This window comes from Sphingopyxis sp. Soil_C_28 (assembly GCF_057657055.1).
In genome coordinates this window covers 229,188-251,046 of the sequence record NZ_JBDGJE010000002.1, presented here as the reverse complement: position 1 = coordinate 251,046, position 21,859 = coordinate 229,188, and the positions used below count along the sequence as shown (strand labels likewise).

At 66.0% G+C, this 21,859-nt stretch carries 28 protein-coding genes, 1 tRNA gene and 1 other annotated feature; of the genes, 10 read left to right on the top strand and 19 right to left on the bottom strand.

Annotated features, from left to right (window positions below; all coding sequences use genetic code 11):
• Positions 1-22 precede the first annotated feature (22 nt).
• A complete protein-coding gene (locus AC3A43_RS09445; protein ID WP_487792290.1) occupies positions 23-676 on the bottom strand; it encodes an energy transducer TonB in 654 nt (217 codons plus the stop codon).
• A gap of 342 nt (positions 677-1,018) precedes the next feature.
• Here AC3A43_RS09445 and AC3A43_RS09440 point away from each other — a divergent pair, with 342 nt between their 5' ends.
• From AC3A43_RS09440 to AC3A43_RS09430, 3 genes are all read left to right on the top strand, one after another.
• Positions 1,019-1,831, top strand: a complete 813-nt coding sequence (locus AC3A43_RS09440; RefSeq protein WP_487792289.1) for a hypothetical protein — start codon at positions 1,019-1,021, stop codon at positions 1,829-1,831.
• A gap of 109 nt (positions 1,832-1,940) precedes the next feature.
• The gene (locus tag AC3A43_RS09435) at positions 1,941-3,260 is read left to right on the top strand and encodes a homoserine dehydrogenase (RefSeq protein WP_487792288.1); all 1,320 of its coding nucleotides are present in this window, start codon (positions 1,941-1,943) and stop codon (positions 3,258-3,260) included.
• 58 nt (positions 3,261-3,318) lie between these two features.
• Entirely contained in the window at positions 3,319-4,149 is an 831-nt protein-coding gene (locus tag AC3A43_RS09430; protein ID WP_487792287.1) for a hypothetical protein, read from the top strand.
• Here AC3A43_RS09430 and AC3A43_RS09425 read toward each other — a convergent pair.
• Positions 4,146-4,547 carry a hypothetical protein gene (locus AC3A43_RS09425; protein WP_487792286.1) on the bottom strand — a complete coding sequence of 134 codons (402 nt, stop codon included), beginning with the start codon at positions 4,545-4,547 and terminating at the stop codon, positions 4,146-4,148. The genes AC3A43_RS09430 and AC3A43_RS09425 overlap by 4 nt on opposite strands.
• A 136-nt stretch (positions 4,548-4,683) precedes the next feature.
• Here AC3A43_RS09425 and glpX point away from each other — a divergent pair, with 136 nt between their 5' ends.
• Positions 4,684-5,655, top strand: a complete 972-nt coding sequence (gene glpX, locus AC3A43_RS09420; RefSeq protein WP_487792285.1) for a class II fructose-bisphosphatase — start codon at positions 4,684-4,686, stop codon at positions 5,653-5,655.
• Positions 5,656-5,765: 110 nt separating this feature from the next.
• Positions 5,766-5,821, top strand: a sequence feature (sul1 is cis-regulatory element that is thought to sense ions involved in sulfur or methionine metabolism; They are found in Alphaproteobacteria).
• 59 nt (positions 5,822-5,880) lie between these two features.
• Complete coding sequence (locus AC3A43_RS09415) at positions 5,881-7,377, top strand: SulP family inorganic anion transporter (RefSeq protein WP_487792284.1); 1,497 nt, start codon at positions 5,881-5,883, stop codon at positions 7,375-7,377.
• A gap of 103 nt (positions 7,378-7,480) precedes the next feature.
• Here the strand turns inward: AC3A43_RS09415 and AC3A43_RS09410 are convergent, their stop codons facing one another.
• Complete coding sequence (locus tag AC3A43_RS09410; protein WP_487792283.1) at positions 7,481-7,966, bottom strand: flavodoxin family protein; 486 nt, start codon at positions 7,964-7,966, stop codon at positions 7,481-7,483.
• Positions 7,967-8,028: 62 nt separating this feature from the next.
• Here AC3A43_RS09410 and AC3A43_RS09405 point away from each other — a divergent pair, with 62 nt between their 5' ends.
• From AC3A43_RS09405 to AC3A43_RS09385, 5 genes are all read left to right on the top strand, one after another.
• Positions 8,029-9,993, top strand: a complete 1,965-nt coding sequence (locus AC3A43_RS09405) for an alkyl/aryl-sulfatase (protein ID WP_487792282.1) — start codon at positions 8,029-8,031, stop codon at positions 9,991-9,993.
• Between the two features lie 25 nt (positions 9,994-10,018).
• Positions 10,019-10,549, top strand: a complete 531-nt coding sequence (locus AC3A43_RS09400; protein ID WP_487792281.1) for a PH domain-containing protein — start codon at positions 10,019-10,021, stop codon at positions 10,547-10,549.
• Positions 10,546-12,066, top strand: coding sequence for a PH domain-containing protein (locus AC3A43_RS09395; RefSeq protein ID WP_487792280.1), 1,521 nt, complete (start codon positions 10,546-10,548; stop codon positions 12,064-12,066). The genes AC3A43_RS09400 and AC3A43_RS09395 overlap by 4 nt, the downstream gene beginning before the upstream one ends.
• On the top strand, positions 12,063-13,832 hold the full coding sequence (gene recJ, locus AC3A43_RS09390; protein WP_487792279.1) for a single-stranded-DNA-specific exonuclease RecJ: 1,770 nt from the start codon (positions 12,063-12,065) through the stop codon (positions 13,830-13,832). Before AC3A43_RS09395 ends, recJ begins: the two co-directional genes overlap by 4 nt.
• A 159-nt stretch (positions 13,833-13,991) precedes the next feature.
• Positions 13,992-14,067: transfer RNA gene (locus AC3A43_RS09385), tRNA-Glu, on the top strand.
• A 91-nt stretch (positions 14,068-14,158) separates the two neighbouring features.
• Here the strand turns inward: AC3A43_RS09385 and AC3A43_RS09380 are convergent.
• From AC3A43_RS09380 to AC3A43_RS09305, 16 genes are all read right to left on the bottom strand, one after another.
• On the bottom strand, positions 14,159-15,298 hold the full coding sequence (locus tag AC3A43_RS09380; protein WP_487792278.1) for a tyrosine-type recombinase/integrase: 1,140 nt from the start codon (positions 15,296-15,298) through the stop codon (positions 14,159-14,161).
• Complete coding sequence (locus tag AC3A43_RS09375; protein WP_487792277.1) at positions 15,286-15,519, bottom strand: hypothetical protein; 234 nt, start codon at positions 15,517-15,519, stop codon at positions 15,286-15,288. The genes AC3A43_RS09380 and AC3A43_RS09375 overlap by 13 nt, the downstream gene beginning before the upstream one ends.
• Before the next feature lie 304 nt (positions 15,520-15,823).
• Positions 15,824-16,366 carry a hypothetical protein gene (locus AC3A43_RS09370; RefSeq protein ID WP_487792276.1) on the bottom strand — a complete coding sequence of 181 codons (543 nt, stop codon included), beginning with the start codon at positions 16,364-16,366 and terminating at the stop codon, positions 15,824-15,826.
• Entirely contained in the window at positions 16,363-16,602 is a 240-nt protein-coding gene (locus AC3A43_RS09365; protein WP_487792275.1) for a hypothetical protein, read from the bottom strand. The genes AC3A43_RS09370 and AC3A43_RS09365 overlap by 4 nt, the downstream gene beginning before the upstream one ends.
• On the bottom strand, positions 16,599-16,775 hold the full coding sequence (locus AC3A43_RS09360; RefSeq protein WP_487792274.1) for a hypothetical protein: 177 nt from the start codon (positions 16,773-16,775) through the stop codon (positions 16,599-16,601). Before AC3A43_RS09360 ends, AC3A43_RS09365 begins: the two co-directional genes overlap by 4 nt.
• Positions 16,772-17,545: a hypothetical protein gene (locus AC3A43_RS09355; protein ID WP_487792273.1), complete on the bottom strand. Its 774-nt coding sequence runs from the start codon at positions 17,543-17,545 to the stop codon at positions 16,772-16,774. The genes AC3A43_RS09360 and AC3A43_RS09355 overlap by 4 nt, the downstream gene beginning before the upstream one ends.
• A gap of 223 nt (positions 17,546-17,768) precedes the next feature.
• On the bottom strand, positions 17,769-18,359 hold the full coding sequence (locus AC3A43_RS09350) for a hypothetical protein (protein ID WP_487792272.1): 591 nt from the start codon (positions 18,357-18,359) through the stop codon (positions 17,769-17,771).
• The gene (locus tag AC3A43_RS09345; RefSeq protein WP_487792271.1) at positions 18,352-18,570 is read right to left on the bottom strand and encodes a TraR/DksA C4-type zinc finger protein; all 219 of its coding nucleotides are present in this window, start codon (positions 18,568-18,570) and stop codon (positions 18,352-18,354) included. Before AC3A43_RS09345 ends, AC3A43_RS09350 begins: the two co-directional genes overlap by 8 nt.
• Positions 18,563-19,105: a hypothetical protein gene (locus AC3A43_RS09340; protein WP_487792270.1), complete on the bottom strand. Its 543-nt coding sequence runs from the start codon at positions 19,103-19,105 to the stop codon at positions 18,563-18,565. The genes AC3A43_RS09345 and AC3A43_RS09340 overlap by 8 nt, the downstream gene beginning before the upstream one ends.
• A complete protein-coding gene (locus tag AC3A43_RS09335) occupies positions 19,102-19,803 on the bottom strand; it encodes a phiTE_072 family protein (RefSeq protein WP_487792269.1) in 702 nt (233 codons plus the stop codon). The genes AC3A43_RS09340 and AC3A43_RS09335 overlap by 4 nt, the downstream gene beginning before the upstream one ends.
• A complete protein-coding gene (locus tag AC3A43_RS09330) occupies positions 19,800-20,132 on the bottom strand; it encodes a hypothetical protein (protein WP_487792268.1) in 333 nt (110 codons plus the stop codon). The genes AC3A43_RS09335 and AC3A43_RS09330 overlap by 4 nt, the downstream gene beginning before the upstream one ends.
• Entirely contained in the window at positions 20,129-20,572 is a 444-nt protein-coding gene (locus tag AC3A43_RS09325) for a hypothetical protein (RefSeq protein ID WP_487792267.1), read from the bottom strand. The genes AC3A43_RS09330 and AC3A43_RS09325 overlap by 4 nt, the downstream gene beginning before the upstream one ends.
• A complete protein-coding gene (locus AC3A43_RS09320) occupies positions 20,569-21,003 on the bottom strand; it encodes a DUF7694 domain-containing protein (RefSeq protein WP_487792266.1) in 435 nt (144 codons plus the stop codon). Before AC3A43_RS09320 ends, AC3A43_RS09325 begins: the two co-directional genes overlap by 4 nt.
• Positions 21,003-21,338: a hypothetical protein gene (locus tag AC3A43_RS09315; RefSeq protein ID WP_487792265.1), complete on the bottom strand. Its 336-nt coding sequence runs from the start codon at positions 21,336-21,338 to the stop codon at positions 21,003-21,005. Before AC3A43_RS09315 ends, AC3A43_RS09320 begins: the two co-directional genes overlap by 1 nt.
• Positions 21,308-21,649, bottom strand: a complete 342-nt coding sequence (locus AC3A43_RS09310) for a hypothetical protein (RefSeq protein ID WP_487792264.1) — start codon at positions 21,647-21,649, stop codon at positions 21,308-21,310. Before AC3A43_RS09310 ends, AC3A43_RS09315 begins: the two co-directional genes overlap by 31 nt.
• A complete protein-coding gene (locus tag AC3A43_RS09305; protein WP_487792263.1) occupies positions 21,646-21,831 on the bottom strand; it encodes a hypothetical protein in 186 nt (61 codons plus the stop codon). The genes AC3A43_RS09310 and AC3A43_RS09305 overlap by 4 nt, the downstream gene beginning before the upstream one ends.
• Positions 21,832-21,859 lie beyond the last annotated feature (28 nt).

The window sequence follows — 21,859 nt, the reverse complement described above, 5'->3', positions numbered from 1 at the left end:
AAACACAGATCCGGTCGCGCGATCAGCGCGGAATCTGCCAACGGATACGATTGCTGTAGGTGCCGCCCTGCGGGTTGCCCGCGCGGTCCTTGCCCGGATTGAACCGGCCACGGCGCTGGATGAGCTTGCAGGTTTCGGCATCAAGGTCGGCGTGACCGCTCGACGCCGTCACGTCGCACGACGTGATACGACCATCGGCACCATAGGTGACGCGGAACCCGGTGGTGCCTTCACGCTCTTCGCGCATGGCACGGGCCGGATAATCGTCGTTCGTCGCCCAGCGACCCGGGTTGCCACGCGGCGTACCGGCGGCACTGAGATCGGGCGTCGGCGGCGGCGCAGGCGGTGCCGGCGGCGTATAGACCGGCGGCGGCGGCGTCGGCGGAGCTTCGCGCACGGCCTGGACCACATTGGGGCTCGGCAGTGCAACAGGAGGCCGCGGAATCACGACCGGCGGCGGCGGCGGCAACACATTGTCCGGCGGCGGCGGCGGCGGCGGTTCTTCCGGTGGCGGCGGCTCTTCGACGTCCACCACGTCCAATTTTTCGGCGATCGATTTGACGATACTGATATTCAGGCCGTTGACCAGGCCGTAGCCCAGAACTGCCGTAAACAGACCAACCAAGACAATCGCCACTACCCTATTTTTAGGGTCGACATTATCACCATAAGCCATTCAGGGACGACGCTCCTTGCTAGATCATCCTGACACCAATTCCCTGCCGACGGGTTCGGTTGCCAAATGCCCGGATGATTTCCGATGCGTTGTGCGAGACCCGGCGGCGCTACGTTCGGCTTATTATGTTTTTGCCGAACGCTTCGGGGCCCGTCCTATCGCGGTGGCGGCAAGTTCGCAAACCCTTTATCAGCGGTTAATGTGGCTTGTCCCATGATGGGGTTTTGTTAGCCGCCACCGGTGTCATAAACGATGGAAAGATTATTGATCATGCGCCTCCCCCACCCGGCCGCCATCGCCGGCATTTTGACCTTGAGCCTTGGAATCCCTAGCGTTTCTGCGATGCAGGCCCCCGTCTCGGCGCCCGCAGCCAGCCCTTATAGCTATGCCGATATCGCCGATCTGGCGACCGCGGCGCCGATCGCGCTGCACGCGCGCATATATAAGGCCGCGGCGCTCAAACCGGCGCAGGCCCCCGGTGTCGCGGCGGGCTACGCCCGATTCTATGTCGAGGCCGATGTGGTCAGCCTGATTCGCGGAAGCGGGCCGCTGGCGGCGCGTATCTCCTATCTCGTAGACCTGCCGCTCGACGCAAAAGGCAAACCGGCAAAGCTGAAAAAGAAGCAGCCGATCCTGCTGTTCGCCCGTCCCGTCGCGGGCGCCGCTGCGGGAAGCAGCAACACCGGCAGCGTCCGGTTGATCGCGCCCGACGCCCAGTTGCCGTGGGATCCGGCGACCGAGGCGCAACTTCGCGCTATCCTGACCGAACTCGTCAAGCCCGGCGCCGCGCCCGCGATCACCGGCATCGCCAATGGTTTCCATGTTCCGGGCACGCTTCCCGGCGAAGGCGAGACGCAGCTGTTCCTCGACACGCGCACGGGCGAGCCGGTGTCGCTGACGGTCCTGACCACCGCCGACGGGTCGCGACGCTGGGCGGCCGCGTTCGGCGAGATCGTCGACGGGTCGGCCGCCGTGCCCGCGCGGAACACGCTGGCCTGGTATCGACTCGCGTGCGGCCTGCCGCGCCAGCTGCCGCTGAACAAGCTCGCGGGCACCGCGCCAGAGGATCGCCGGAAAGCCGCCTCGGACTATGCTGTCATCCTCGGCGCGCTGGGCGAATGCACGCGCACGCGCAAGCCGCCGGTCGCGGGATAAAGCCCGGCTTTGGCGCGCCCCAGGCGCGCCGGGCTTGTTTCCGTCCAAAAAGCCGATAGGGCGCTCGCAACGGCGGGGCGCAGCTCCGCGCCTTATTGGAGTTCCCCGCATGTCGCCTCATCCCGCCCCGACTGCCCCCCGCCCGCCGCTGCGTGTCGCACTGGCGGGGATTGGCGTCGTCGGCGGCGGCGTCGTCCGGCTGCTCGAGACGAACCGCGACCTGATCGCCCGGCGCGCCGGGCGCGCGATCGAGATCGTCGCGGTGTCGGCACGCGACCGGCACAAGGACCGCGGCATCGACCTTTCGCCCTATCGCTGGGAAGACGATATGGACGCGCTGGTTGCGGCGGACGATGTCGATGTCGTCGTCGAAATGATCGGCGGCGCCGACGGGTCGGCGCTGACGCTCGCGCGCCATACGCTCGGCGCGGGCAAGGCGCTGGTGACCGCGAACAAGGCGATGATCGCGCACCACGGACTCGCGCTTGCGCGGCTGGCCGAGGAGAAGGACACGCCGCTGAAATATGAAGCCGCGGTCGCGGGCGGGATTCCCGTCATCAAGGCGATCCGCGAGGGTGCGTCGGCGAACGAAATCGCGCGCGTCTATGGCATCCTTAACGGCACCTGCAATTATATCCTGACGCAGATGGAGCGGAACGGCGCAAGCTTTGCCGATGCCTTGGCGGCGGCGCAGGCCGAGGGATATGCCGAGGCCGACCCGACGTTCGACGTCGACGGCATCGATGCCGCGCACAAATTGTCGATCCTCGCCGCGCTCTGCTTCGGAACGAAGCTCGATATCGGCGCGGTGACGGCTAACGGTATCCGGAACCTGATCGCCGCCGACATTCGCGAGGCCGAAGCGCTCGGCCACCGCGTCCGCCTGATCGGCATGGCCGAGCGCGACGAAAACGGGCTCTATCAGCATGTCCAGCCGTGCCTCGTCCCGGCCGACCATCCGCTCGCCTATGTCCCCGGCGCGCTCAACGCCGTCGTGGCCGAGGGCAATTTCGTCGGCCGCCTGTTCTTCGAAGGCGCGGGCGCGGGCGCGGGGCCGACCGCGTCGGCGATCGTCGCCGACATCATCGATATCGCGCGCGACGAATATGGCCCGGCGTTCGCGATGCCCGTCGACTCGCTCGATGCCGCCCCCGTCGCCGATGCCGGCGCGCGGATCGGCAAACATTATGTCCGCCTGATCGTCGAAGACCGGATCGGCGTGCTCGCCGAAATCGCCACGGCGATGCGCGACGCCGGCGTGTCGATCGAAAGCCTGATCCAGCGCGGCAGCGAGGATGGAAGCGGTGTCGTGATCGTGCTCGTCACCCACGAAGGTCCGGCGAGCACGATCCATTCGGCGCTGGCGATCCTCGCCGCGTCGGACCATGTCGTCGGCGCGCCGATGCACATGCCGATCCTCGCGCTCTAGCCGCTTGTAATCGTCCGCGCCTTTGTTACCCCTGCAACAGGGAATTGCGGGGGCAATCATGGACATCGAAATCCGGCGCGGGCTGGCCGAAGCAGGGGCGCTGGCCGCCGGACATTGGCGACCGCTGCTCGCCTATACCGCCCTTGGCGTCCTGCTGCCTTTCCTGCTCCTGTCGAGCGAGCCGATCTTCAGTCTGCGCACGGTCATGGCGATCGTCGCCGATCCGTTCACCTATCGCGTCAGCGGATCGATCACCGGCCCGCTCTATCTGCTCGGTATCGTATCGGTGATCGTCGCGGGCGCGTTGCTCGCGGCGTGGAATGCGATCGGAGCCGAGATACGCGAAGGCTATATTTCGGAGATCATGTACGGAATGGTTGCGGGCGCCGCCTATCTGTCGGCCAATCTGTTGCTGGCCATCGGCGTCGGCCTGCTGAGCATTCTGCCCGTCGTGCTGCTGGTCGGGCTGGATGGATTCGGCGAGACGAATGGCAGCCCGTTATTTGAAGCCTATCGCTTCCTGATATCGCTGGCCGGATCGTGGGTCGGGGCGCGATTGTGCCTGGCGGGCGCGATCATGGGCACGCGCGGCAAGCTGGAACCGCTGTCCGCCTTTGCCGAATCGTGGCGGCTGACGCGGTCGGCACAAGGACGCCTGTTCGCCTTTTACTTCGCTTATGGCGTCGCCCTCGCGATCCCGGTCGTCGCGCTGGCGCTGCTGCACGGCGCGATCATCGTGAGCAGCCAGCCCGGCAGCGCCGCAGAGACGGCGATGAGCTTTGGCTGGTTGCTGCTGTTCGCCGCCTATTTCCTGGGGCAGATTCTGATCCCCGCCGGATTTCTTCGCGCCGCACGGCCCGCGGCGGCGGCGGCCGACGTCTTCGCCTAGGGCTCCTCTTCGGGGGGGGCCGGGGTGCCGGTTTCGGGATCGGTCGCGCGCTTTGTCGCTTCATAAAGCGCATTATATTCAGGGCCGCGCTTCATCCGGCCACCCATCGACATCCAATTATAGGGCAGCTTGTCGAGCGTCATCATCTGCGCCTCGGCGCGCGGCAGCTTCGGCGGCGCCTCGCGGCCTTCATTCGCGATCGCGCGCAATTCGGGTGTCAGCCGGTGCAGATCGGTGTCGGAGCCGCACACGTTGATCGAGCCGTCGTCGGCGGGTTTACAGCGCTTGATCGGGTCGACCATTTCCTTCGCCTTGCGGACCGCGTCGTCGGCTTGCGACCGGGGCGGCGGCGGCGCGGGGGGACCGACCATCTGCGCGCTGGCGGGCGGCACTGTCATGGCGATGACGCCGGCCACGGCAAAAGCAGCGCCGAATCGGGCGAAGCATCCTCGACAAGCGCTGCGGCGGGCCATATGGCGCGCACCATGCCCGACCGGGGCGGCAAGGCAAGACCAAAGACGGAGATCAGCTGAGATGACGGATACCGGCAGCAACCTCGACCGGGTGCTCGTGCTCGAAATGGTGCGCGTCACCGAAGCCGCCGCGATTGCCGCCGCGAAGCTCATCGGCCGCGGCGATGAAAAAGCCGCCGACGCCGCCGCCGTCGAAGCAATGCGCGCCGCGTTCAACACGCTGTATATGGACGGCACCATCGTCATCGGCGAAGGCGAGCGCGACGAGGCACCGATGCTGTATATCGGCGAAAAGGTTGGCAGCGCGCCGGGCAAGGGCCCCAAGATCGACATCGCGGTCGACCCGCTGGAAGGCACGACGATCACCGCGAAGGCCGGCCCCAACGCGCTTGCGGTTCTGGCGATTGCGGAAGAGGGATGCCTGCTCAACGCCCCCGATGTCTATATGGACAAGCTGGCGGTCGGCGCCGGCTATTCGCCGAACATCGTCAATTTCGACAACAGCGTGCGTGAAAATGTCGAAGCCGTCGCGCGCGAAAAGGGCTGCCCGCCCGAACAGATCATTGTCTGCGTGCTCGACCGCCCGCGCCACGAGGCGATCATCGCCGAACTGCGTGCCATCGGCTGCGGCGTCGCGCTGATCCCCGATGGCGACGTCGCCGGCGTGATCGCGACGACGAACCCCGACACCAATGTCGACATCTATATGGGCAGCGGCGGCGCGCCCGAGGGTGTGCTGGCCGCGGCGGCGCTGCGCTGCGTCGGCGGCCAGTTCAAGGGCCGGTTGCTGTTCCGCAACGACGACGAGCGGCTGCGCGCGAAGAAATGGGGCATCGAGGATCTCGACCGCGTCTATGACCTCGAAGACCTTGCCAGCGGCGATGTGATCTTCGCCGCAACCGGCGTCACCGACGGATCGCTGCTGCGCGGCGTCAAGCGCCGCCGCGACGGCGTGATGACCACCGAGACCGTCGTGATGCGCGCCTCGTCGGGCACGGTGCGCTGGGTGAAGGGCGAGCATCGCTCGCACTGAGGCAAGGCGCGCGTGCCTGGAGCTTTGGATATAGCACCGACCATAGCGCCGTGCATCGGTGGCCGATGGCTTGCGTCAGCGGCAGCATCCGGCTAAGCGCCGCGCACTCGCATGGACCCGGTGAAAATCCGGGTGGCTATTCCGGCCGCCGATCCGCCGGACGACATCACACATGAATATATCTCGCGCCCGCGCTGGCGCCATGTGGCTTGTTGTGGAAATCCTATGTTCAAAAGCTTTTCATCCTATCGTCGGCAATGGTTCGCCGACGGCGCCTCGGCGCGCCGCGAAATCCTGGCGGGGATCGTCGTCGCGCTGGCGCTGATCCCCGAGGCAATCGGCTTTTCCATCATTGCAGGGGTCGATCCGCGCGTCGGGTTGTACGCCTCGGTCGCGATCGCGATGGTCATTGCGTTCACGGGAGGGCGCACCGGCATGATTTCCGCCGCGACAGCGGCGGTCGCGGTTCTGGTTATTCCGCTCGTGCGCGACCATGGCGTCGAATATCTGTTCGCGGCGACGATCCTGATGGGGCTGATCCAGATCGTCGCCGGGCTACTCCGGCTCGACCTGCTGATGCAATTCGTCTCGCGGTCGGTGATCACCGGTTTCGTCAACGCACTGGCGATCCTGATCTTCATGGCGCAGCTGCCGCAACTTACCAACGTCGGGTGGGAAACCTATGCGATGGTCGCGGGCGGGCTGGCGATCATCTATCTGTTGCCGCGCCTGACCAAGGCCGTGCCGTCGCCGCTGGTCGCAATCCTGATCCTGTCGGCGATCAGCATCGGGTTCGGCCTGCCGGTCAATACGGTGGGCGACATGGGCAAATTGCCCGAAGGCCTGCCGGGTCTGGCGCTGCCGAATGTGCCGCTGACATGGGAAACGCTTCAGATCATCCTGCCTTATTCGCTCACCATGGCGGCGGTCGGGCTGCTCGAAAGCCTGCTCACGGCGCAGATCGTCGACGACATGACCGATACCGACAGCGACAAGCAGCGCGAATGTGCGGGGCAGGGCGGCGCGAATATCGTTGCGGCGATGTTCGGCGGCATGGGCGGCTGCGCGATGATCGGCCAGTCGGTGATCAATGTGACGTCGGGCGGGCGCGGGCGGCTGTCGACCTTCACCGCGGGAGCATTTCTGCTGTTCCTGCTGGCGGTGCTTGGTCCGTTCGTCGGGCAGGTGCCGATGCCCGCGCTGGTCGCGGTGATGATCATGGTGTCGATCGGGACATTCAGCTGGAATTCGATTCGCAACCTGCGCCGTCACCCGCCGACCTCGTCGGTCGTCATGCTGACGACGGTGATCGTCGTCGTGGCGACGCACGATCTCTCGCTGGGCGTGCTCGCCGGCGTACTGCTGTCAGGGGTATTCTTTGCCGGAAAAGTGCGGCGGATGTTCGCGGTAGATCGCGAGGTATCGGTGGATGGCATCACCGCGACGTACCGCGTCACCGGGCAGATTTTCTTTGCATCGGTCGATCGGTTCACGCGCGCCTTCCAATCGGAAGACGAAGCAACCGACGTCTTGATCGACGTTTCGGCGGCGCATTTCTGGGATATTTCGGGCGTGGGGGCGCTCGACAAGATCATCGCCAGACTTCGGCGCGAAGGCCGCAACGTCGAGGTGGTCGGGTATAATCGCGCGAGCGCGGATATTATCGACAGGTTCGCGCTGCACGACAAGACCGGGGTGGAAATCGGCCTGGCGCCGCATTGACGCCCGTTCCCTCTTCGCTTTTGGCCGCCATGGGGCGGCAGGATTGACCCATTCGCCTTGCTGTATTATTGAAATAATACAGCAAGGCGAAAAAATGCTTTCCTCAAAAAATCCCCGCCGTCAGCCCCTCGGCGAGCGCCGCGCCGAGATCTCGGGCTTCGGCAAGGCGATGGGGCGCGATGGTCTTGGGCGCCATAATCGCGTCGGGGGTCTGCGCGGCGGTGTTGACGATCAGCGGATCGGCGACGCGCTTCAGCCGCCAGCCGGTCGCGATACGGTCGAGCTGGCGCTGGGCATTTTCGCCGTCGGAGCCCGCGCAGATGATCGTCGCATAGGGACGCCCCTCCAGCCGGCCGAGACAGGGGTAATAACAACGGTCGAACATCTCTTTCATCGCGCCCGAGAGCGCGGCGAGATTTTCGGGCCCCGCGAAAAGATAGCCGCCCGCCGCCAGCATTGCCTCCGGCGTGACGTCGTTTGCCGCCACGAGTTTTGCACTCCCCGCCCCTTCGGCCGCGGCGCGGGCGAGCGCTTCGCTGCCGCCGGTGCGGCTGTGCCAGGCGATCAGCAGATGCGGTGCGTCGGTCATCCGCCGATGCTTGCCAAGCATGAACGCGCGGCGCAAGCTGCCCCAAAATATGGGGGAGACATATGATGCGCCGATTGACCGCCTTGCTTCTCGCGAGCAGCCTGCCCTTCGCCGCCGCCGCGCAGGACGCCGCGAGCGAGGCAACACGAACCGCGCAGGCGGAGATTGCCGAGCGCCTGCCGCTGGACGATCCGCGCGACGAGGCCAATGTGATGCGCGGCAAGATTGGCGAAATCCCCGGCGGGGTGATCCAGAGTGCCGATGGCAAGATCGTGTGGGACCGGCGGCCCTATGCCTTTCTGGCGGCGAAGGACGCGCCCGACACGGTGAACCCGTCGCTGTGGCGGCAGGCGCGGCTGAACGCCGTGCACGGATTGTTCGAGGTGGTGCCGGGCAAGATCTGGCAGGTGCGCGGTTACGATATTTCGGTGATGACGATCATTCGCGGCAAGAGCGGGTGGATCATCGTCGATCCCCTGCTGTCCGAGGAAGCGGCGGCGGCGAGCTGGAAATTATTCGCCGACACGGTCGAGGCGAAGGCGGGCAAGTTGCCGATCAGGGCAGTGATCTTTTCGCACAGCCACAGCGACCATTTCGGCGGCGTCGGCGGGATCGTGACCCCCGAACAGGTCAAGGCGCAGAAGATCCGCATCATCGCGCCGCACGGTTTTTCGGAGGAAGCGACGTCGGAGAATGTCCTCGCGGGCAGCGCGATGGGGCGGCGCGCGCTGTATATGTTCGGTGCGATCCTGCCGCCGGGCGAGAAGGGACAGGTCGATACCGGGCTGGGACCGAAGCTGTCGTCGGGAACCGTCGGCTATATGGAGCCGACCGAGAGTGTCGGCGAAACGGGCGGGACGCTGACGATCGACGGGCTGGCCTTCGACTTCCTCGACGCGGGCAGCACCGAGGCGCCGTCGGAGTTTGTTTTCTACATCCCCGCGTACAAGGCTTTGCACACGACCGAGGTCGTCACCCATAATTTGCACAATGTGCTGACACTGCGCGGGGCGCAGGTGCGCGATGCGCTGCACTGGTCGAAAGTGATCGACGCGATGCTGCGGAAATGGGGCGGCACGGCCGAGGTCGCGATGGCATCGCACCACTGGCCGACATGGGGCAATGGCGACGTTGGCAGCCTGCTCGAGAATCAACGCGACGCGTATCGCTATGTTCACGACCGCACGCTGTTCCTCGCGAACCGCGGCGCAACGCTGCACGAACTCGCCGACCAGACGCCCGAGGCCCCGGTGCAGGGGCATGATTTTTCGACGCGCGGCTATTATGGCACGCTCAATCACGACATGAAGGCGGTCTATCAGCGCTATTTCGGCTGGTGGGATGGCAACCCCGCCAACTTCAACCCGTTGCCGCCCCAGCAAAGCGCGCCCAAATATGTCGCGCTTGCGGGCGGCGCCGACAAGCTGCTCGCCGCGGGCAAGGCGGCGGTCGCGGCGGGCGATTATCGCTGGGCCGCCGAGCTTCTGAACAAGCTGGTGTTCGCCGAGCCCGACAACAAAGCGGCGCGCGCGGCGCTGGCGTCGGCGTACGACCAGATGGGTTATCAGGCCGAATCGGGGGCGTGGCGAAATTATTATCTCGCCGGCGCCGCGAGCCTGCGCGGCAACGCGGTCGCCGCGGGGTCGAGCAACGGCCAAAGCCGGTCGTTCGTCAGCGCGATCCCGACCGCGGTCTTTTTCGACGCACTCGCGACGCGCTTCGACGCCGCAAAGGGCGCAGCACTCGAAGGAAGCTTCCAGTTCGTTCTGCCCGACAGCAAGGAAGCGGTGTCGGTCGTCGTCAGCGGCGGGGTGGAGTTCCCGCGCTATGGCGTGATCGACGCGGCGCCTACCGCGACAATCACGATCGACCGCAAGACGCTTGATGATGTGATGCTGGGACAGGCGCAATTTCCGGCGCTGATCCAGTCGGGGGCGATCAAGATCGATGGCGACCGGGTGGCGTTCCTGTCGTGGTTCGCGCTGCACCCGCCCGCCGATCCGCGCTTCAATGTGGTTGTGCCCTGATGGCCCGAACGACTAACGGAGGAATATGACCGACACCCCCGCCGCGCACCCGACCGATCCCCTCGACCCCGACGCACTCAATTCGGCCGAGGGGCTCGACCCGGTCGATCCCGCTTATGCACAGGTGCTGCGCATCGCGACCGCGCTCAACCTGATCCCGCTCGCGATCGGGGCGAGCGTGTTCGACGCGCTGCTGATCCGGCATCTTGAGGGGCCTTATGGGTTGATCACCGCGGCGGCGTGGCTGATCGCGATCGTCGTGATCGTCACCTTCCCGTCGCGGCGCGTGTCGCGCTGGGGGTACAAGATCGGCGAGGGGCAGCTCCGCGTCGCGCGCGGCTGGCTGTTTCGTACCGACACGATCGTCCCGTTCGTGCGCGTCCAGCATATCGATGTCGGGCAAGGGCCGGTCGAACGCTGGTTCGGGCTGTCGCACCTGATCGTCCACACATCGGGCACGCATAACAGCACGGTGACGCTGCCCGGCCTCCACGCCGACCTCGCCGCCGCGATGCGCGAGACGATCCGCCGGCATATCCAGACCGATTTCGCATGAACGACGCCGCCGCCGTGATTCCCGCCATAGAAGGCGAGCCCGATTGGCAGCGGCTGCACCCCGCGACGCTGGCGCTCGCTATCGTCAAATTAGGGCCCCGCAGCCTCAACTTCCTGCCAGCGGTCGCCGCGCTCGGCTTCACCGGCAACTGGGTCTATATCGTCCCGGCGATCCTCGCCTTCCTGCTGTTCTCGCTGCTTGCCGCCTGGTTCCAGTGGCTGCGCTTCCGCTTTGCCGTCGGCGACGACGAAGTCGTGATCGAAAGCGGCGTGTTCGCCCGCCAGCACCGCACGATCCCCTTCGACCGCATCCAGGACGTCAGCATCGAACAGGGGCTGGTGTCGCGCGCGCTCGGCATCGCCAAGGTCGGCTTCGAAACCGGCGCGGGCGGCAAGGAGAATGACGCGCATCTCGACGCGATCGCGCTCGATTCTGCGCAGGCGCTGCGCACGACGATCCGCGCGCATCGGAGCGGTGAAGCGGCGGCGGGCCCCGTCGCATCCGATACGCCTGCGGAGGAGCCAGTCGCAGAGGACCGGCTGCTGTTTGCGATGACGCCGCGGCAATTGCTGATCGCGGGATTGTTCAACTTCTCGCTCGCCGCGCTCGCCGTCGTCGGTGCAGGCATGCAGTTTTTCGACGGGCTGCTGCCGTTCGATTTCAACGTCTTCAACCCGATGGACTGGATCGATATCGCGGAGGATTATGGGCTCGACCAGTGGCTGCTGGCGCATCGCTGGATCGCGGGGGTCGGCGCAGCGCTGTCGCTGTTGTTCATCGGTTTCGCGAGCGGGATCGCGACGATGTTTTTCGCCAATTGGGATTTCCGCCTGACCCGCGAACCGCGCGCGCTGCGCCGCACCCGCGGACTGACGACGCGCACCGACGTTGCGGTGCCGGTGAAGCGCGTTCAGGCGGCGATCCTCGTCACCGGATGGTTCCGCCAGCGCTTTGGCTGGCACGAGCTGCGACTGCAGAGCCTTGCGAGCGACGGCGGGAAGGAACGCGACCATCAGGTCGTTCCTTTTGCAAAGCTGCCCGCGATCGACCCGGTGCTGGCCGAGGTTGCGATCCGGCGCCCCGATGCCGGTCAAGCGTGGCAGCACAGCCACCGTATCGTCGCGCTGGGGCCGATCATCGGCGCAGTTTGCGCGACGATTGCTGGCGGCATCGCGCTGTATCTCGGCAATGCAGTCGGCTGGCTCGCGCTCGTCGCGGCGCCACTGATCGCGTTGATCGCCTTCTGGGCGGCGCGATATCATCGCTGGGCCGACCTGGGCGAGCAGGTCGCGATCCGCCGCGGATGGTGGAAGCCCAAGATGACATTGCTGCCGCACGCGTCGGTGCAAAGCGTCGACCTGAAGAGCGACTTCATCCTCCGCCCGCTGGGCCTTGCGACGCTGGTGTTCGGGGTGCCGGGCGGCAGTTCGCTCGCCAGCCACGAGATTCCGGCGATTCCGGCGGCGACCGCGCACGATCTGCGCAACCGCATCCTTGCCGCGAGGGCAAGGCGATGACCGACGCCGCGCTGGGCATCACGCGCTCGATCATGGGCCAGCCGTGGCATTGGCGCAGGGCGAGCGCCGATATGGGCAGCGAGAATCTCGCGCCCGACGACCTTGTCACGCAATTGCTGCTGGCGCGCGGGGTGACGCGCGACGACCTCGACCGCCAGCGGTCGCCGACCTTGCGCGGTTTCATGCCCGACCCGTCGCTGTTCCGCGACATGGATGCCGCCGCCGCGCGGCTCGCCGACGCGGTCGAGCGCAAGGAAGCGGTGACGATCTTTGGCGACTATGACGTCGACGGCGCAACCTCGGCCGCCCTGCTCGTGCGGCTGCTGCGCGGGCTGGGGCTGCCCGCGGGCGCCTATATCCCCGACCGGTTGATGGAAGGCTATGGCCCCTCGGGCGCGGCGCTGGTCAAGATCGGCGAGGCGGGGTCGAAGCTGGTCGTGACCGTCGATTGCGGCGCGCAGGCGTTTGAAGCCATAGCGGAAGCCAATGCCGCGGGGGTCGAGGTGATCGTCGTCGACCACCATCAATGCGCGACGACGCTGCCCGCCGCCCTTGCCCTGGTGAACCCCAACCGGCTCGACGAAGAACCCGATGCCGCGATCCACGGCAATCTCGCCGCCGTCGGCGTCGCCTTCCTGCTCGGCGCGGCGTTGCTCCGCACATTGCGCACGCGCGGCTTTTTCGCGACGCGCGACGAGCCCGCGCTGATCGACCTGCTCGACCTTGTCGCGCTGGGCACCGTCGCCGATGTCGCGCGGCTGACGGGTTTCAACCGCGCGCTGGTCACGCAGGGGCTGAAGGTGATGGCGCGGCGCGGCAACACCGGCATGGCGGCGCTGATGGACGCGGCGCGCCTCACCAAGCCGCCGACGGCGAGCGACATGGGTTTTGCGCTCGGCCCCAGGATCAACGCCGGGGGACGTGTGGGTAAATCCGATCTTGGCGTGCGGCTGCTCACGACATCGGACCCACAGGAGGCGGCCGACATCGCGGTCGAACTCAACCGGCTGAACGAAGAGCGGCGCGCGATCGAGGCGGGCGTGCTCGAACAGGCGATCGAAGCGAGCGCCGCGTGCGGCAACGCGCCGGTGGCGATCGTCGCCGGACAGGGCTGGCATCCGGGCGTGATCGGCATCGTCGCCGGGCGCCTCAAGGAGCGTTTACATCGCCCCGCGATCGTCATCGCGGTGGGCGAAGATGGCGTCGGCAAAGGGTCGGGCCGCTCGATCAGCGGCGTCGACCTGGGCGCCGCGATCCTTGCGGCGAAAGAAAACGGTCTGCTCGTCGCGGGCGGCGGGCATGCGATGGCGGCGGGGCTGACCGTCGCGGCCGACAAGGTCGATGCGCTCGGGGCTTATCTCAACGACCGGCTCGCCGCCGATGTCGAGCGGGCGAGCGGCGACAAGTCGCTGCTGATCGACGCGGTGCTCGCGCCGCGCGGGATCTCGCCGCTGTGGTGCGACGCGATCGAAAGTGCCGGACCGTACGGCGCGGGCTGGCCCGCGCCGCGCGTCGCGACCGGGCCGGTGCGGATCGTCGAATCGGGGATCGTCGGCACCGACCATGTCCGCCTGATCGTATCGGGCGACGACGGAGCGCGGTTCAAGGCGGTCGCGTTTCGCAGCGCCGAGACCGAGCTGGGCCAGACGCTGCTCCACGCGCGCGGCGGGCGCAAGCTGTGGCTCGCGGGCCGCGCGAAGCGCGACGACTGGGGCAGTCGTCCCGCCGCCGAACTGCATCTGGAAGACGCCGCATGGGCCGATTGACGGCCGGCGGCGATCAGCCTTTGGGGCGGATTGAGGGCCGGCCGCGGCGGGACTTAGAGGCAGATTGATTCGCGCCCGCGCAACATTTTTACGCGCAACCCCGCCACTTCGCTTGACCGCATGATTTTGCGAGTCTAATGCGCCGCTTCACCGAATGACGGCCCCTTCGTCTAGCGGTCTAGGACGTCGCCCTTTCACGGCGAAAACACGGGTTCGAGTCCCGTAGGGGTCACCAACGGCGGAAGACTGCGGTTCTTCCCCGAGCGGGGGAAAACCGATTGCGTCGGTTCCCCCAGCGGTTCCCCCACACGTTCCCCCAGCCAGTCTCAACGGCCCATTTTCGACATCGGAATTGCCGTCACGCGATCGGCCACGTCTTGGGCGATTCGGTAGGCGCTGACGCGCTTGGTGTAGTGCCTCACCGTCTCGGCCGTCATGCCGAGCAAGCGGCCGACAGCGTCGTCGCCTTCGAGCACCTCGACGAGGTAGCAGGCCGCATTCTTGCGCAGCCCGTGGAAGGTGTAGAGCAGCTGGTCGTCGTCATCGACGTAGCCGAGCGTGTGCATGAGAGTGCGCAGCCTGGACTGGATCGCTTCCTCGGTGCCGAACGGCTTGCCGGTGCGATCATAGAGCACGGTGATCGACCGCTTCTCGATCGCATCGATCTCCGCGCGCCACAGCGGGTGCACCGGGATAGCGATGTCGACGTCCGTCTTGATCTGAGCGAGCTCGAGGATGCCGTTCTTCAGCCAGCCATGCTGGATCTTGATGCAATCACTGATCCGCTGGCCGCTGCAAAGACCGGTGACGATCGCCAGGCGTAGCATCGGGCTCGCCTCGGCCAAGACGCGCGTCAGCACGTCGGCCGGCCACGGTTCGTGCTCACCGAGCGGCAAGGGAGAGATGTCGCCGGCAGGGCTTGCCGAGATCCAGTCGCGCTGCGTCGCGTAGAGCAGCATCAGCTTCACGACATTGAGCCAGTTGTTCGCCTTGCCCGGCATATCCGCCATCGCATCGCGCAGCGTGTAGAGGTGGCTGGCGCGGGTGCCCTTGACATCGAGGTCGCGCATCGGCGTGCGCGTCTTGGTGCGAGGGTTCACATAAATGATCGCACCGTCCTCGATCATCGCGATGTAGCGGCCGTAATTGTCGAGGGTGCTTCGAGCGAGCGGCTTCGCGCCCTTCTTCCGCTTCTTCTTCGTCCAGCCGTTGCCGAGCGCGATTCGGAACTCGATCGCGAGCGCACCCCAGCTGCCCACGGCCGGGCCCTCGCGGGTCGCGGCCGGGTTGCCATATTCAGCGTTCACTTTGGCGAGCGCATCCGCAAAGGCCGGATCGGTGGGTTCGGGCAGCCCGCCCTTTGGGACATAGAGGTCCTTCCGCTTTCCCTGCTCGTCGCGGTAGCGAAAGCGGCGGTATAGGATGCCCTTCTTGCGCTGGCAGCCGGGGATGTTCACCTGTCCCATGGGGACACGGTGTCCCCCAATCCGCTCTTCTGGTCAACATGCCGGTCGAGGACGTGAATATCCCAGAGCTTTACGTTGCCGTTTACGTCGCTGTGCGCGGGCAGGAGGCCCTGCTCGACCTGCTCGCGAAAGTTCGTGCGACCGCGCCCGACATAGGCCGCAGCCGTCTCCTCGTCGACCAGGCGGGGCGTTATTGCTGCTAGGGTGGAGTGCTTACCCATTATCGGCGCGCCCCCTTTCGTCGGCGAACGCCCTTTGGGATGCTGAACGCCTGCACCCGGCCGCTGTCGACGGTCTTTATATAGAGGACGTGCGGGACGCGGCCGTCGGGAAATGGGCTCTCGCGGGGCGGCTTCGGCTTCTCAATTCTCGATCCCGATCTGTCGCGGCGGCAACAAACCGAACATAGATAGGACCAACCCTCGGCGACGTTGAAGCCGCAATGGGGACATGGCTTCATACTCAGCGCCTTGCGCTGGCCGAACCATCCGCAAGCGCAGCAGTGATAGGTGACCTTCGCCACCTCTAGTCCCACCCCATCACGCGATTGACCTCGGCCATGTCGAGGACGTCGATATCGCCTGCGAGCGCAGCCTTGATCCCGCGCACGGCGCGCGCCCACAGCTGCTCGTGTCGCTTTTGAAGGATCAGCTTCCAGCCGTGCTTTTTCGCGAGGCGCTCGATGTTTTTGATGCCCCGGCGCACCGCGATCGGCGCCAGGCGGAAATGCTTCCCGCACACGAACTCGATCCGATAGTTGCCGTCGTTGGCGAAGGTGCGCCCGCAGCCTTCGACCAGGCAGGGATTGCGGTCCTCGTGCTTCTCGCACCGATAGGCGTCGGGCACCTCGCCGATTCGGCCGACGTGAATGCCAGTGACGCCGCGATCGGTGCCGCAACAGCCGCAGGTCGGAACGCTGTCGATCGAATATAGGCTGGCGTCGCGCGGGTGATCCTTCTGCTCTTTGCGCAGTTTGATCCATTCACGGACCTGATCGAGCGTGCCGATCGGGCCGGGAAACGGCATGTCCGGATGCGCGACTTGCCAAAGGGAGCGAGCCTTCGTCATGCCCCGCACCTCTCCGGATGATGCCGACGCAGCGCCGCGACCAGGCCGTCGCTCGCCGCCCGCGCGGGGCTCTGCCAGTCGACGAGGTTCGGCAGGTACAGGGAGTCGACGACATATTTGACGTAGCTTTGCTTCACGTCGAGCGTCGCCGCGATGTCGGCCGGCGCAACCCGCGCCTCATGCAGGTCGAGGATCTGCTGCTCGCGGACGGTGGGGCCGTGACCATAGATGCTCATAGCTCGCGCTCGCTCTCGGTTTCGCGGACGTGCACAAGTCGGCCGTTCTTCGCCATGAGCTCAAGGCCGCGATGGGTGCGGGTCGGGCGGCGCAGCGGCGCCGGTAGGGCGATAACTGCGAAAATGAGGAACAGCGCGACTGCGCTGCCGATCATGGCGTACTCGGTCGTCATGCCGCTTCCTCGCTCTCGGCAAGCGCCGCAATGAATGTATCAATCGAATCGGCCAGCGGGCGGACCTTCTTCGCCAGGTCAGCTAGACCGCCATAGGTTTGCGCCACGCCGAGCCTATGGACCATGCCGACGGCACGCGCGAAGTTGTCGCCGCCGAACATGCGCCTGACCTCCTCCGGCGCCAGGCCGACAGCATCATAGATCGCCGTCAGCTTTTCCTCGGCGTCCTTCGCATTTTGCTCGGCACGGCGGACGCGGAACTCGACTTCATTCTCGATGCGCGTCTTCGTCTGCGCCTCGTCGCGGGCGACGGCCTTCTCGATCGCCTCGCGCTCGATCTTTCGGTCGAGCTCGGTCGCGCGGCGTAGCAGGGCAGCAAGAAAGTGCGGCGTCACAGGCACCGCCTCGGTGATCGGCGCGGGCTTGATCACACGCAGCCCGTTCGAGTGAAGTTCGAAATGACCCCAAAGCTCGGGCAGTTCGCCTTCCCGAATGATGCCGGGCGCCGTAACCATCCACCATTGCGTGCAATATTGGGCGATAGCCTCGGCTTTCGCCGGCTGCTTCATTTCCTTGACCCAGTCGTTGCGGGCGACCTTGATCTCGTAGCCGGACAGCGAAAGTCCGCGGGAAGGCCACAGGCTCATAGATACGGCATCGGCCCAGCGCCGCGCGCGGCCGCCCGTGGCGTCGCCGACCTCGAAGAACAGGGCATATTCCGGCGCGGCGAATTTCTTGCGGAGCGCCTCGCAGATATCGGCCGACCTCATGCGATATCGCCGGGATGAAATTGCGGCGATAGCTTGAGCCATGCATCGGAGCCGGGCTCGGGCCCTCTGTCAGGATCGGGGTACCAAGCAACATCGTGACTGGGATTTACGCACGAGCAGCCTTCGACGCGGCCGCCACCTTCCGCGCAGCAATAGGCGAAAAGCCGAGCGACATGGGGGGCGTTGTTGATCATCCTCCGCTCACCGGGGGTGACAGCTTTTGTCATGCTGGATCTCCACTGTGCAAAGCGGCGCTGACCGCTGCGAACGCGAGGTCCGTCAGCCAGGCGCGGCGCATATTTTCGTCCATGTCGTTGTTGACGTGCGGCGTCATCGCCGCGATCGCGCGCTCCAGCGCCTCGGGAGAGAGGGCATAGGTCCGCGCGCACGCGGCCTGGACCCGGGCGCGGCGGCGCGCGCTTTCCCATTCGTTCCATTTCTCATCGACGACGGCCGGATCTTCTGTCGCGTGGAAGCCCGCGCTGAATATCGCACGCGGCAGACCTCCGCCCGCTGGCGCTACGGCAGGCGGCCACGGCCCGCGGTCCCACACCTTGCCGTAATCTACGACAACGCTCCTGACGACGCTCTCCGACCCCACGAAGGCGGGATAGAAGCTGTAGCCGCTCATCACCGTCTGCCAGACGCAGCCGGTGCGGATAACCTCGTCGAGCTCGTCGGGGCGAAGCTGCCAGCAACTGACGTTGCAGGGGCCGCCGTGCTGCCGGAAAGTGTGCAGGTCGCTGATGTCATCCCGCTCGGGCGGTGCCGAGAAGGTGAAGTTGCTGCCGGGGAAGTCGATCGCGTCAGCCATTTGCCGCCTCCCGTGCTTCGTACCAGCTGGGCGGCGGGGTCCGGCCGTCACGGCAGAAGCCGCAGCGCCCTTTTACCAGGCGCGGCATATCCTCGCCGCATTGATCGCACTCGCCCGGCGCACCGGCCGGGACAGGCGCGCGCGCGGCGATGATCGACTTCTCAAGGTGAGCGTCGGCGAGCACGGTCGCGTCATCGACATAGTCAGCCATGGGCGGCGCTCCCGCAGCGGACACGCAGGCCGTGCAGCGGGCACGTCACGATGCCGTCGGCATCCGGTTCCAACGAAGAGAGGTCGACCTTGCGGTGCGGGCAGAGCAGGCGGTCGCCCTTCACTCGGATCGGTTCGGCCACCTTGCCATAGCGCGCGTCAAACTTGTCCATCCACGGCGCGCGACGCGGGACCGAATATTGCCAACCCGACACGCGGCATTTCCGCTTCGTGAGATACGCCTTCCGAGGAACTTCGACGGTGCGGCTGTTTAATGGAAAGACCGCGACGGTGGTTTCGGCGGGATGCCCCCAATAATGGCCGTCGAGTTGCGCTGCTTGTCGCGCCGTAAGAAACCGGAAATCGACGTGAAAATGCACCGGCTCAAAGCCCACATCGCCCTTATCGTGATGTAGCGGGCCAAGCGTCGGCCACTGACCCTTGCGACCGCAATATTCATAGTCGATTACCGGCACCATGTAGAAGCGACCGGGGACGGGCGGCGCGCGGAGCGCGGACAGGAGAGGAACGCTCATGCCGCCACCTCAACGCTCAGCGCATGGCGGCGCGGTATCGGATAGCGGGCCTCACGCTGGAGCGCGGCCTGCGCGCGAGCCGGACGGCGCTGCTTGTCGATCAGATACCAGTGGCGCAGCACATTCTCGGCGAACGGCCGCCAGAGCTCATTCCAGAAGCGGCGGAGGCCCGGATCTTCCTTCGTGCATGTCGGGTCGCTGTAATCGAGAAATTGGCACCAGTCGCTGTCCTCGAACAGCGAGCGCACCATCGTTTCGGTGTGATCCCATTGCAACCGCTCGAGATCGTTCCACATGCTGCGGGCCCGCTCTTTCGTCATCCAATCGCGAGACCAGCCACCCGCCTGACGACGGCGTTCAAGCAGATCCTTGCGCAATTGCAGCACGGTCGCGTCGTAATCGGGGATGCGGTGAGGCTTCGTCGAAGCCTTATCCATGAAATAGTCAAAGCCGCAGGTGTAGAGGAAGCCGTGCAGCGTCTCGCCACCGCGGCCGGATGCGCCCCAGATGTTCGAGAAGTTGCCGTAACCAGATTCGACCGAGAAGTGCCCTTTGGCATCGTCGATCATGATCAGCGCGCGCTCATTCCACGAGCGGACACCGTCCTCGTGCTGGAAACGCTGGGTGTAGATCACCTCATAATATTTCGGGGCGGGCAACTCCCGGATCTGGAGCCCGCTTTGGAGAGCTTCGCTCAATTCTCTTCTCCTCGGTTGACCTGAATGTCGACGTCCATGCCGACGATGCCGCGCACGGCCTCGGCGACGGCGGTCGTGTCGATGACGATCTGTTGCGTGGGGCTGTCGACCTCGATGCGGGCCGACAGGGTGGGCGTCTTGAACAGTGCGGCCGGCAGCGTGATCTTGAGGTTCATCGACCTCTCGCCCCGCGCGAGCTTCGGCTCGCCTGCGGTGACGCGCACGCTCGGACGCTGGTTGTATTGCCCGATCTGGCCCGGATCGATGATCAGGAAGAAATCGAGATAGACGTTGTCGCGGTCGCCGTGACCGAAGCTGCGGACGGTCATTGTGCCCTCGCCTGGTAGGGAAAGATCACGCCGTCGAGCAGCGGGCCGAGCGGTGTCTCGGGGTCGTACTGGCGCAGATACTTGGCGCGCTCGATCAGCCAAGCCTGATAGGGCCAGAACCGGCGCTCGCCGAAGGGGTAGCCGCGCTTCAGCGCGCTCACGCGCATGCTGTAGGTCGCGTCGGCCGGAAGCGCGGCGTGGATCTCCGCGATCTTCGCCCGCGACCGAGCCGGATAGTCCATGTCGGCCGTGCCGCCGTCGGGCTTGCCTTCCTTCAGGGCCTGATTGTCGGCATGGAGCAGCGCATTTACCTGGCGGCTGGCGCGATAGGTCGCGGCGAGGCTGCGGACGATCTCCGCATCGCGGTGCCGGCCCTCGCTGATGAGGCGCGCGCGCAGGTCTTCGGCCTCGCGCAGCTTCAGGGCTGTGCGGTCGGTCATGCCGCCTCGCGGGCCTTCGCACCCCACATGAAGGTGGGCGGCTCGCGCAGAAGCCATAGGTGCCGAATATTGGCGACGTTGATGACGCTCGCCTCAGGCGGGAAAAGCTCGACGGCGCAAAGGTCTTCGTAACCGCACTGGTTTTTGATGCGCTGGAGTTCATCCCAAGGGATGCCGTCGACCCAGCGCTCGAGCGAGGCTTTGGCGGCGACGATGTTCACGGAGAGCCGAATCGTACCGCCATCGAGGTATTGCTGCACCAGATAGCGCCGATCGCGCCAGACGCGCTGCAAGCCGGGAGGCGCCGTGACGTCGGCGGGCCAGTCCTCGCGCGCGATCTCGACCAACTGCCCGACCGGGTATTGCGCACATTGCGCGTTCATGTCCGCGATCGCGGCGCGCCGCTCCGCACGGTTGTTGAACCGGCGCATCAGTTGACCTGTCCCTCGAGGACGGCGATCTGTTGCTCGGCGTGGATCTTTCCCAGCTGCAGGCCCTGCGGGAAGTTGGTCATCAACATCTGCGCGAACAGACGCTGCTGCTCCGGCGTTTCGGGATAGCAGCCGAGCACGGTCAGATGACCGGCGAGCATGCCCGAGAAGGTCGCGGCCGCCGCCATGCCGACGCCGAACGCGTCGCTCGGGTGCGGGAAATCCGACATCCGTCGTTCGATCACCTGGCGGAATTCGTCACAGAGCGAGAGGACCTGCTCCATGTGCGCTTCGTCGAACTGCTTCACGGCTGTGGATGCGGGCGTGGTGGCCACGGTCTTCCTCCTGAAAGGCCGCCGCCGCCTGCGTGGACGGTTGCAGGGGCGGCGGCAGGTTGTCCCGGTCGCGAGGTCAAGGAGCCGGGGGGGTCGGGATTGGGGCGATGGCAGCCAGCGGCGATGCGCGATGCGACGATCGCCTGCGTGCCGGACGTGGCGTTGCCGACAGGCTTCTCGATCGTTTCGACGATGTCGGCCTCGATCAGCGGCAGGATCGATGCGATCACGCTGATGTCGCGGGCGTCATATGCCGTGCCGGCGCGGTGGAGCAGGTCGAGCGCGTAGAGGCGGTTGGCAGGATCGATCATGGCTCGATCACCGGATTGCCGGCGACGTCGAAGGTGTGCCCCCGTTCCACGTGGATCACCGCGCCGCTGCCGAAGCAAAGCCGATAGCCGTCCCGATGGGGGATGACGGCGGTCACAGTCTCGTGCGCCAGGTTGGCAACGTTGACGGGCCGCTCGGTGAGCCCTTCGCTCGCGCTGCGCATGCAAGCGTCCAGTGTGTGCAGGCTGCCC

Coding starts and splice junctions, on each gene's coding strand:
- AC3A43_RS09445 (WP_487792290.1), bottom strand. CDS start 676: ATGGCTTATGGTGATAATGTCGACCCTAAAAATAGGGTAGTGGCGATT.
- AC3A43_RS09440 (WP_487792289.1), top strand. CDS start 1,019: ATGCAGGCCCCCGTCTCGGCGCCCGCAGCCAGCCCTTATAGCTATGCC.
- AC3A43_RS09435 (WP_487792288.1), top strand. CDS start 1,941: ATGTCGCCTCATCCCGCCCCGACTGCCCCCCGCCCGCCGCTGCGTGTC.
- AC3A43_RS09430 (WP_487792287.1), top strand. CDS start 3,319: ATGGACATCGAAATCCGGCGCGGGCTGGCCGAAGCAGGGGCGCTGGCC.
- AC3A43_RS09425 (WP_487792286.1), bottom strand. CDS start 4,547: ATGACAGTGCCGCCCGCCAGCGCGCAGATGGTCGGTCCCCCCGCGCCG.
- glpX (WP_487792285.1), top strand. CDS start 4,684: ATGACGGATACCGGCAGCAACCTCGACCGGGTGCTCGTGCTCGAAATG.
- AC3A43_RS09415 (WP_487792284.1), top strand. CDS start 5,881: ATGTTCAAAAGCTTTTCATCCTATCGTCGGCAATGGTTCGCCGACGGC.
- AC3A43_RS09410 (WP_487792283.1), bottom strand. CDS start 7,966: ATGACCGACGCACCGCATCTGCTGATCGCCTGGCACAGCCGCACCGGC.
- AC3A43_RS09405 (WP_487792282.1), top strand. CDS start 8,029: ATGATGCGCCGATTGACCGCCTTGCTTCTCGCGAGCAGCCTGCCCTTC.
- AC3A43_RS09400 (WP_487792281.1), top strand. CDS start 10,019: ATGACCGACACCCCCGCCGCGCACCCGACCGATCCCCTCGACCCCGAC.
- AC3A43_RS09395 (WP_487792280.1), top strand. CDS start 10,546: ATGAACGACGCCGCCGCCGTGATTCCCGCCATAGAAGGCGAGCCCGAT.
- recJ (WP_487792279.1), top strand. CDS start 12,063: ATGACCGACGCCGCGCTGGGCATCACGCGCTCGATCATGGGCCAGCCG.
- AC3A43_RS09380 (WP_487792278.1), bottom strand. CDS start 15,298: ATGGGACAGGTGAACATCCCCGGCTGCCAGCGCAAGAAGGGCATCCTA.
- AC3A43_RS09375 (WP_487792277.1), bottom strand. CDS start 15,519: ATGGGTAAGCACTCCACCCTAGCAGCAATAACGCCCCGCCTGGTCGAC.
- AC3A43_RS09370 (WP_487792276.1), bottom strand. CDS start 16,366: ATGACGAAGGCTCGCTCCCTTTGGCAAGTCGCGCATCCGGACATGCCG.
- AC3A43_RS09365 (WP_487792275.1), bottom strand. CDS start 16,602: ATGAGCATCTATGGTCACGGCCCCACCGTCCGCGAGCAGCAGATCCTC.
- AC3A43_RS09360 (WP_487792274.1), bottom strand. CDS start 16,775: ATGACGACCGAGTACGCCATGATCGGCAGCGCAGTCGCGCTGTTCCTC.
- AC3A43_RS09355 (WP_487792273.1), bottom strand. CDS start 17,545: ATGAGGTCGGCCGATATCTGCGAGGCGCTCCGCAAGAAATTCGCCGCG.
- AC3A43_RS09350 (WP_487792272.1), bottom strand. CDS start 18,359: ATGGCTGACGCGATCGACTTCCCCGGCAGCAACTTCACCTTCTCGGCA.
- AC3A43_RS09345 (WP_487792271.1), bottom strand. CDS start 18,570: ATGGCTGACTATGTCGATGACGCGACCGTGCTCGCCGACGCTCACCTT.
- AC3A43_RS09340 (WP_487792270.1), bottom strand. CDS start 19,105: ATGAGCGTTCCTCTCCTGTCCGCGCTCCGCGCGCCGCCCGTCCCCGGT.
- AC3A43_RS09330 (WP_487792268.1), bottom strand. CDS start 20,132: ATGACCGTCCGCAGCTTCGGTCACGGCGACCGCGACAACGTCTATCTC.
- AC3A43_RS09325 (WP_487792267.1), bottom strand. CDS start 20,572: ATGACCGACCGCACAGCCCTGAAGCTGCGCGAGGCCGAAGACCTGCGC.
- AC3A43_RS09320 (WP_487792266.1), bottom strand. CDS start 21,003: ATGCGCCGGTTCAACAACCGTGCGGAGCGGCGCGCCGCGATCGCGGAC.
- AC3A43_RS09310 (WP_487792264.1), bottom strand. CDS start 21,649: ATGATCGATCCTGCCAACCGCCTCTACGCGCTCGACCTGCTCCACCGC.
- AC3A43_RS09305 (WP_487792263.1), bottom strand. CDS start 21,831: ATGCGCAGCGCGAGCGAAGGGCTCACCGAGCGGCCCGTCAACGTTGCC.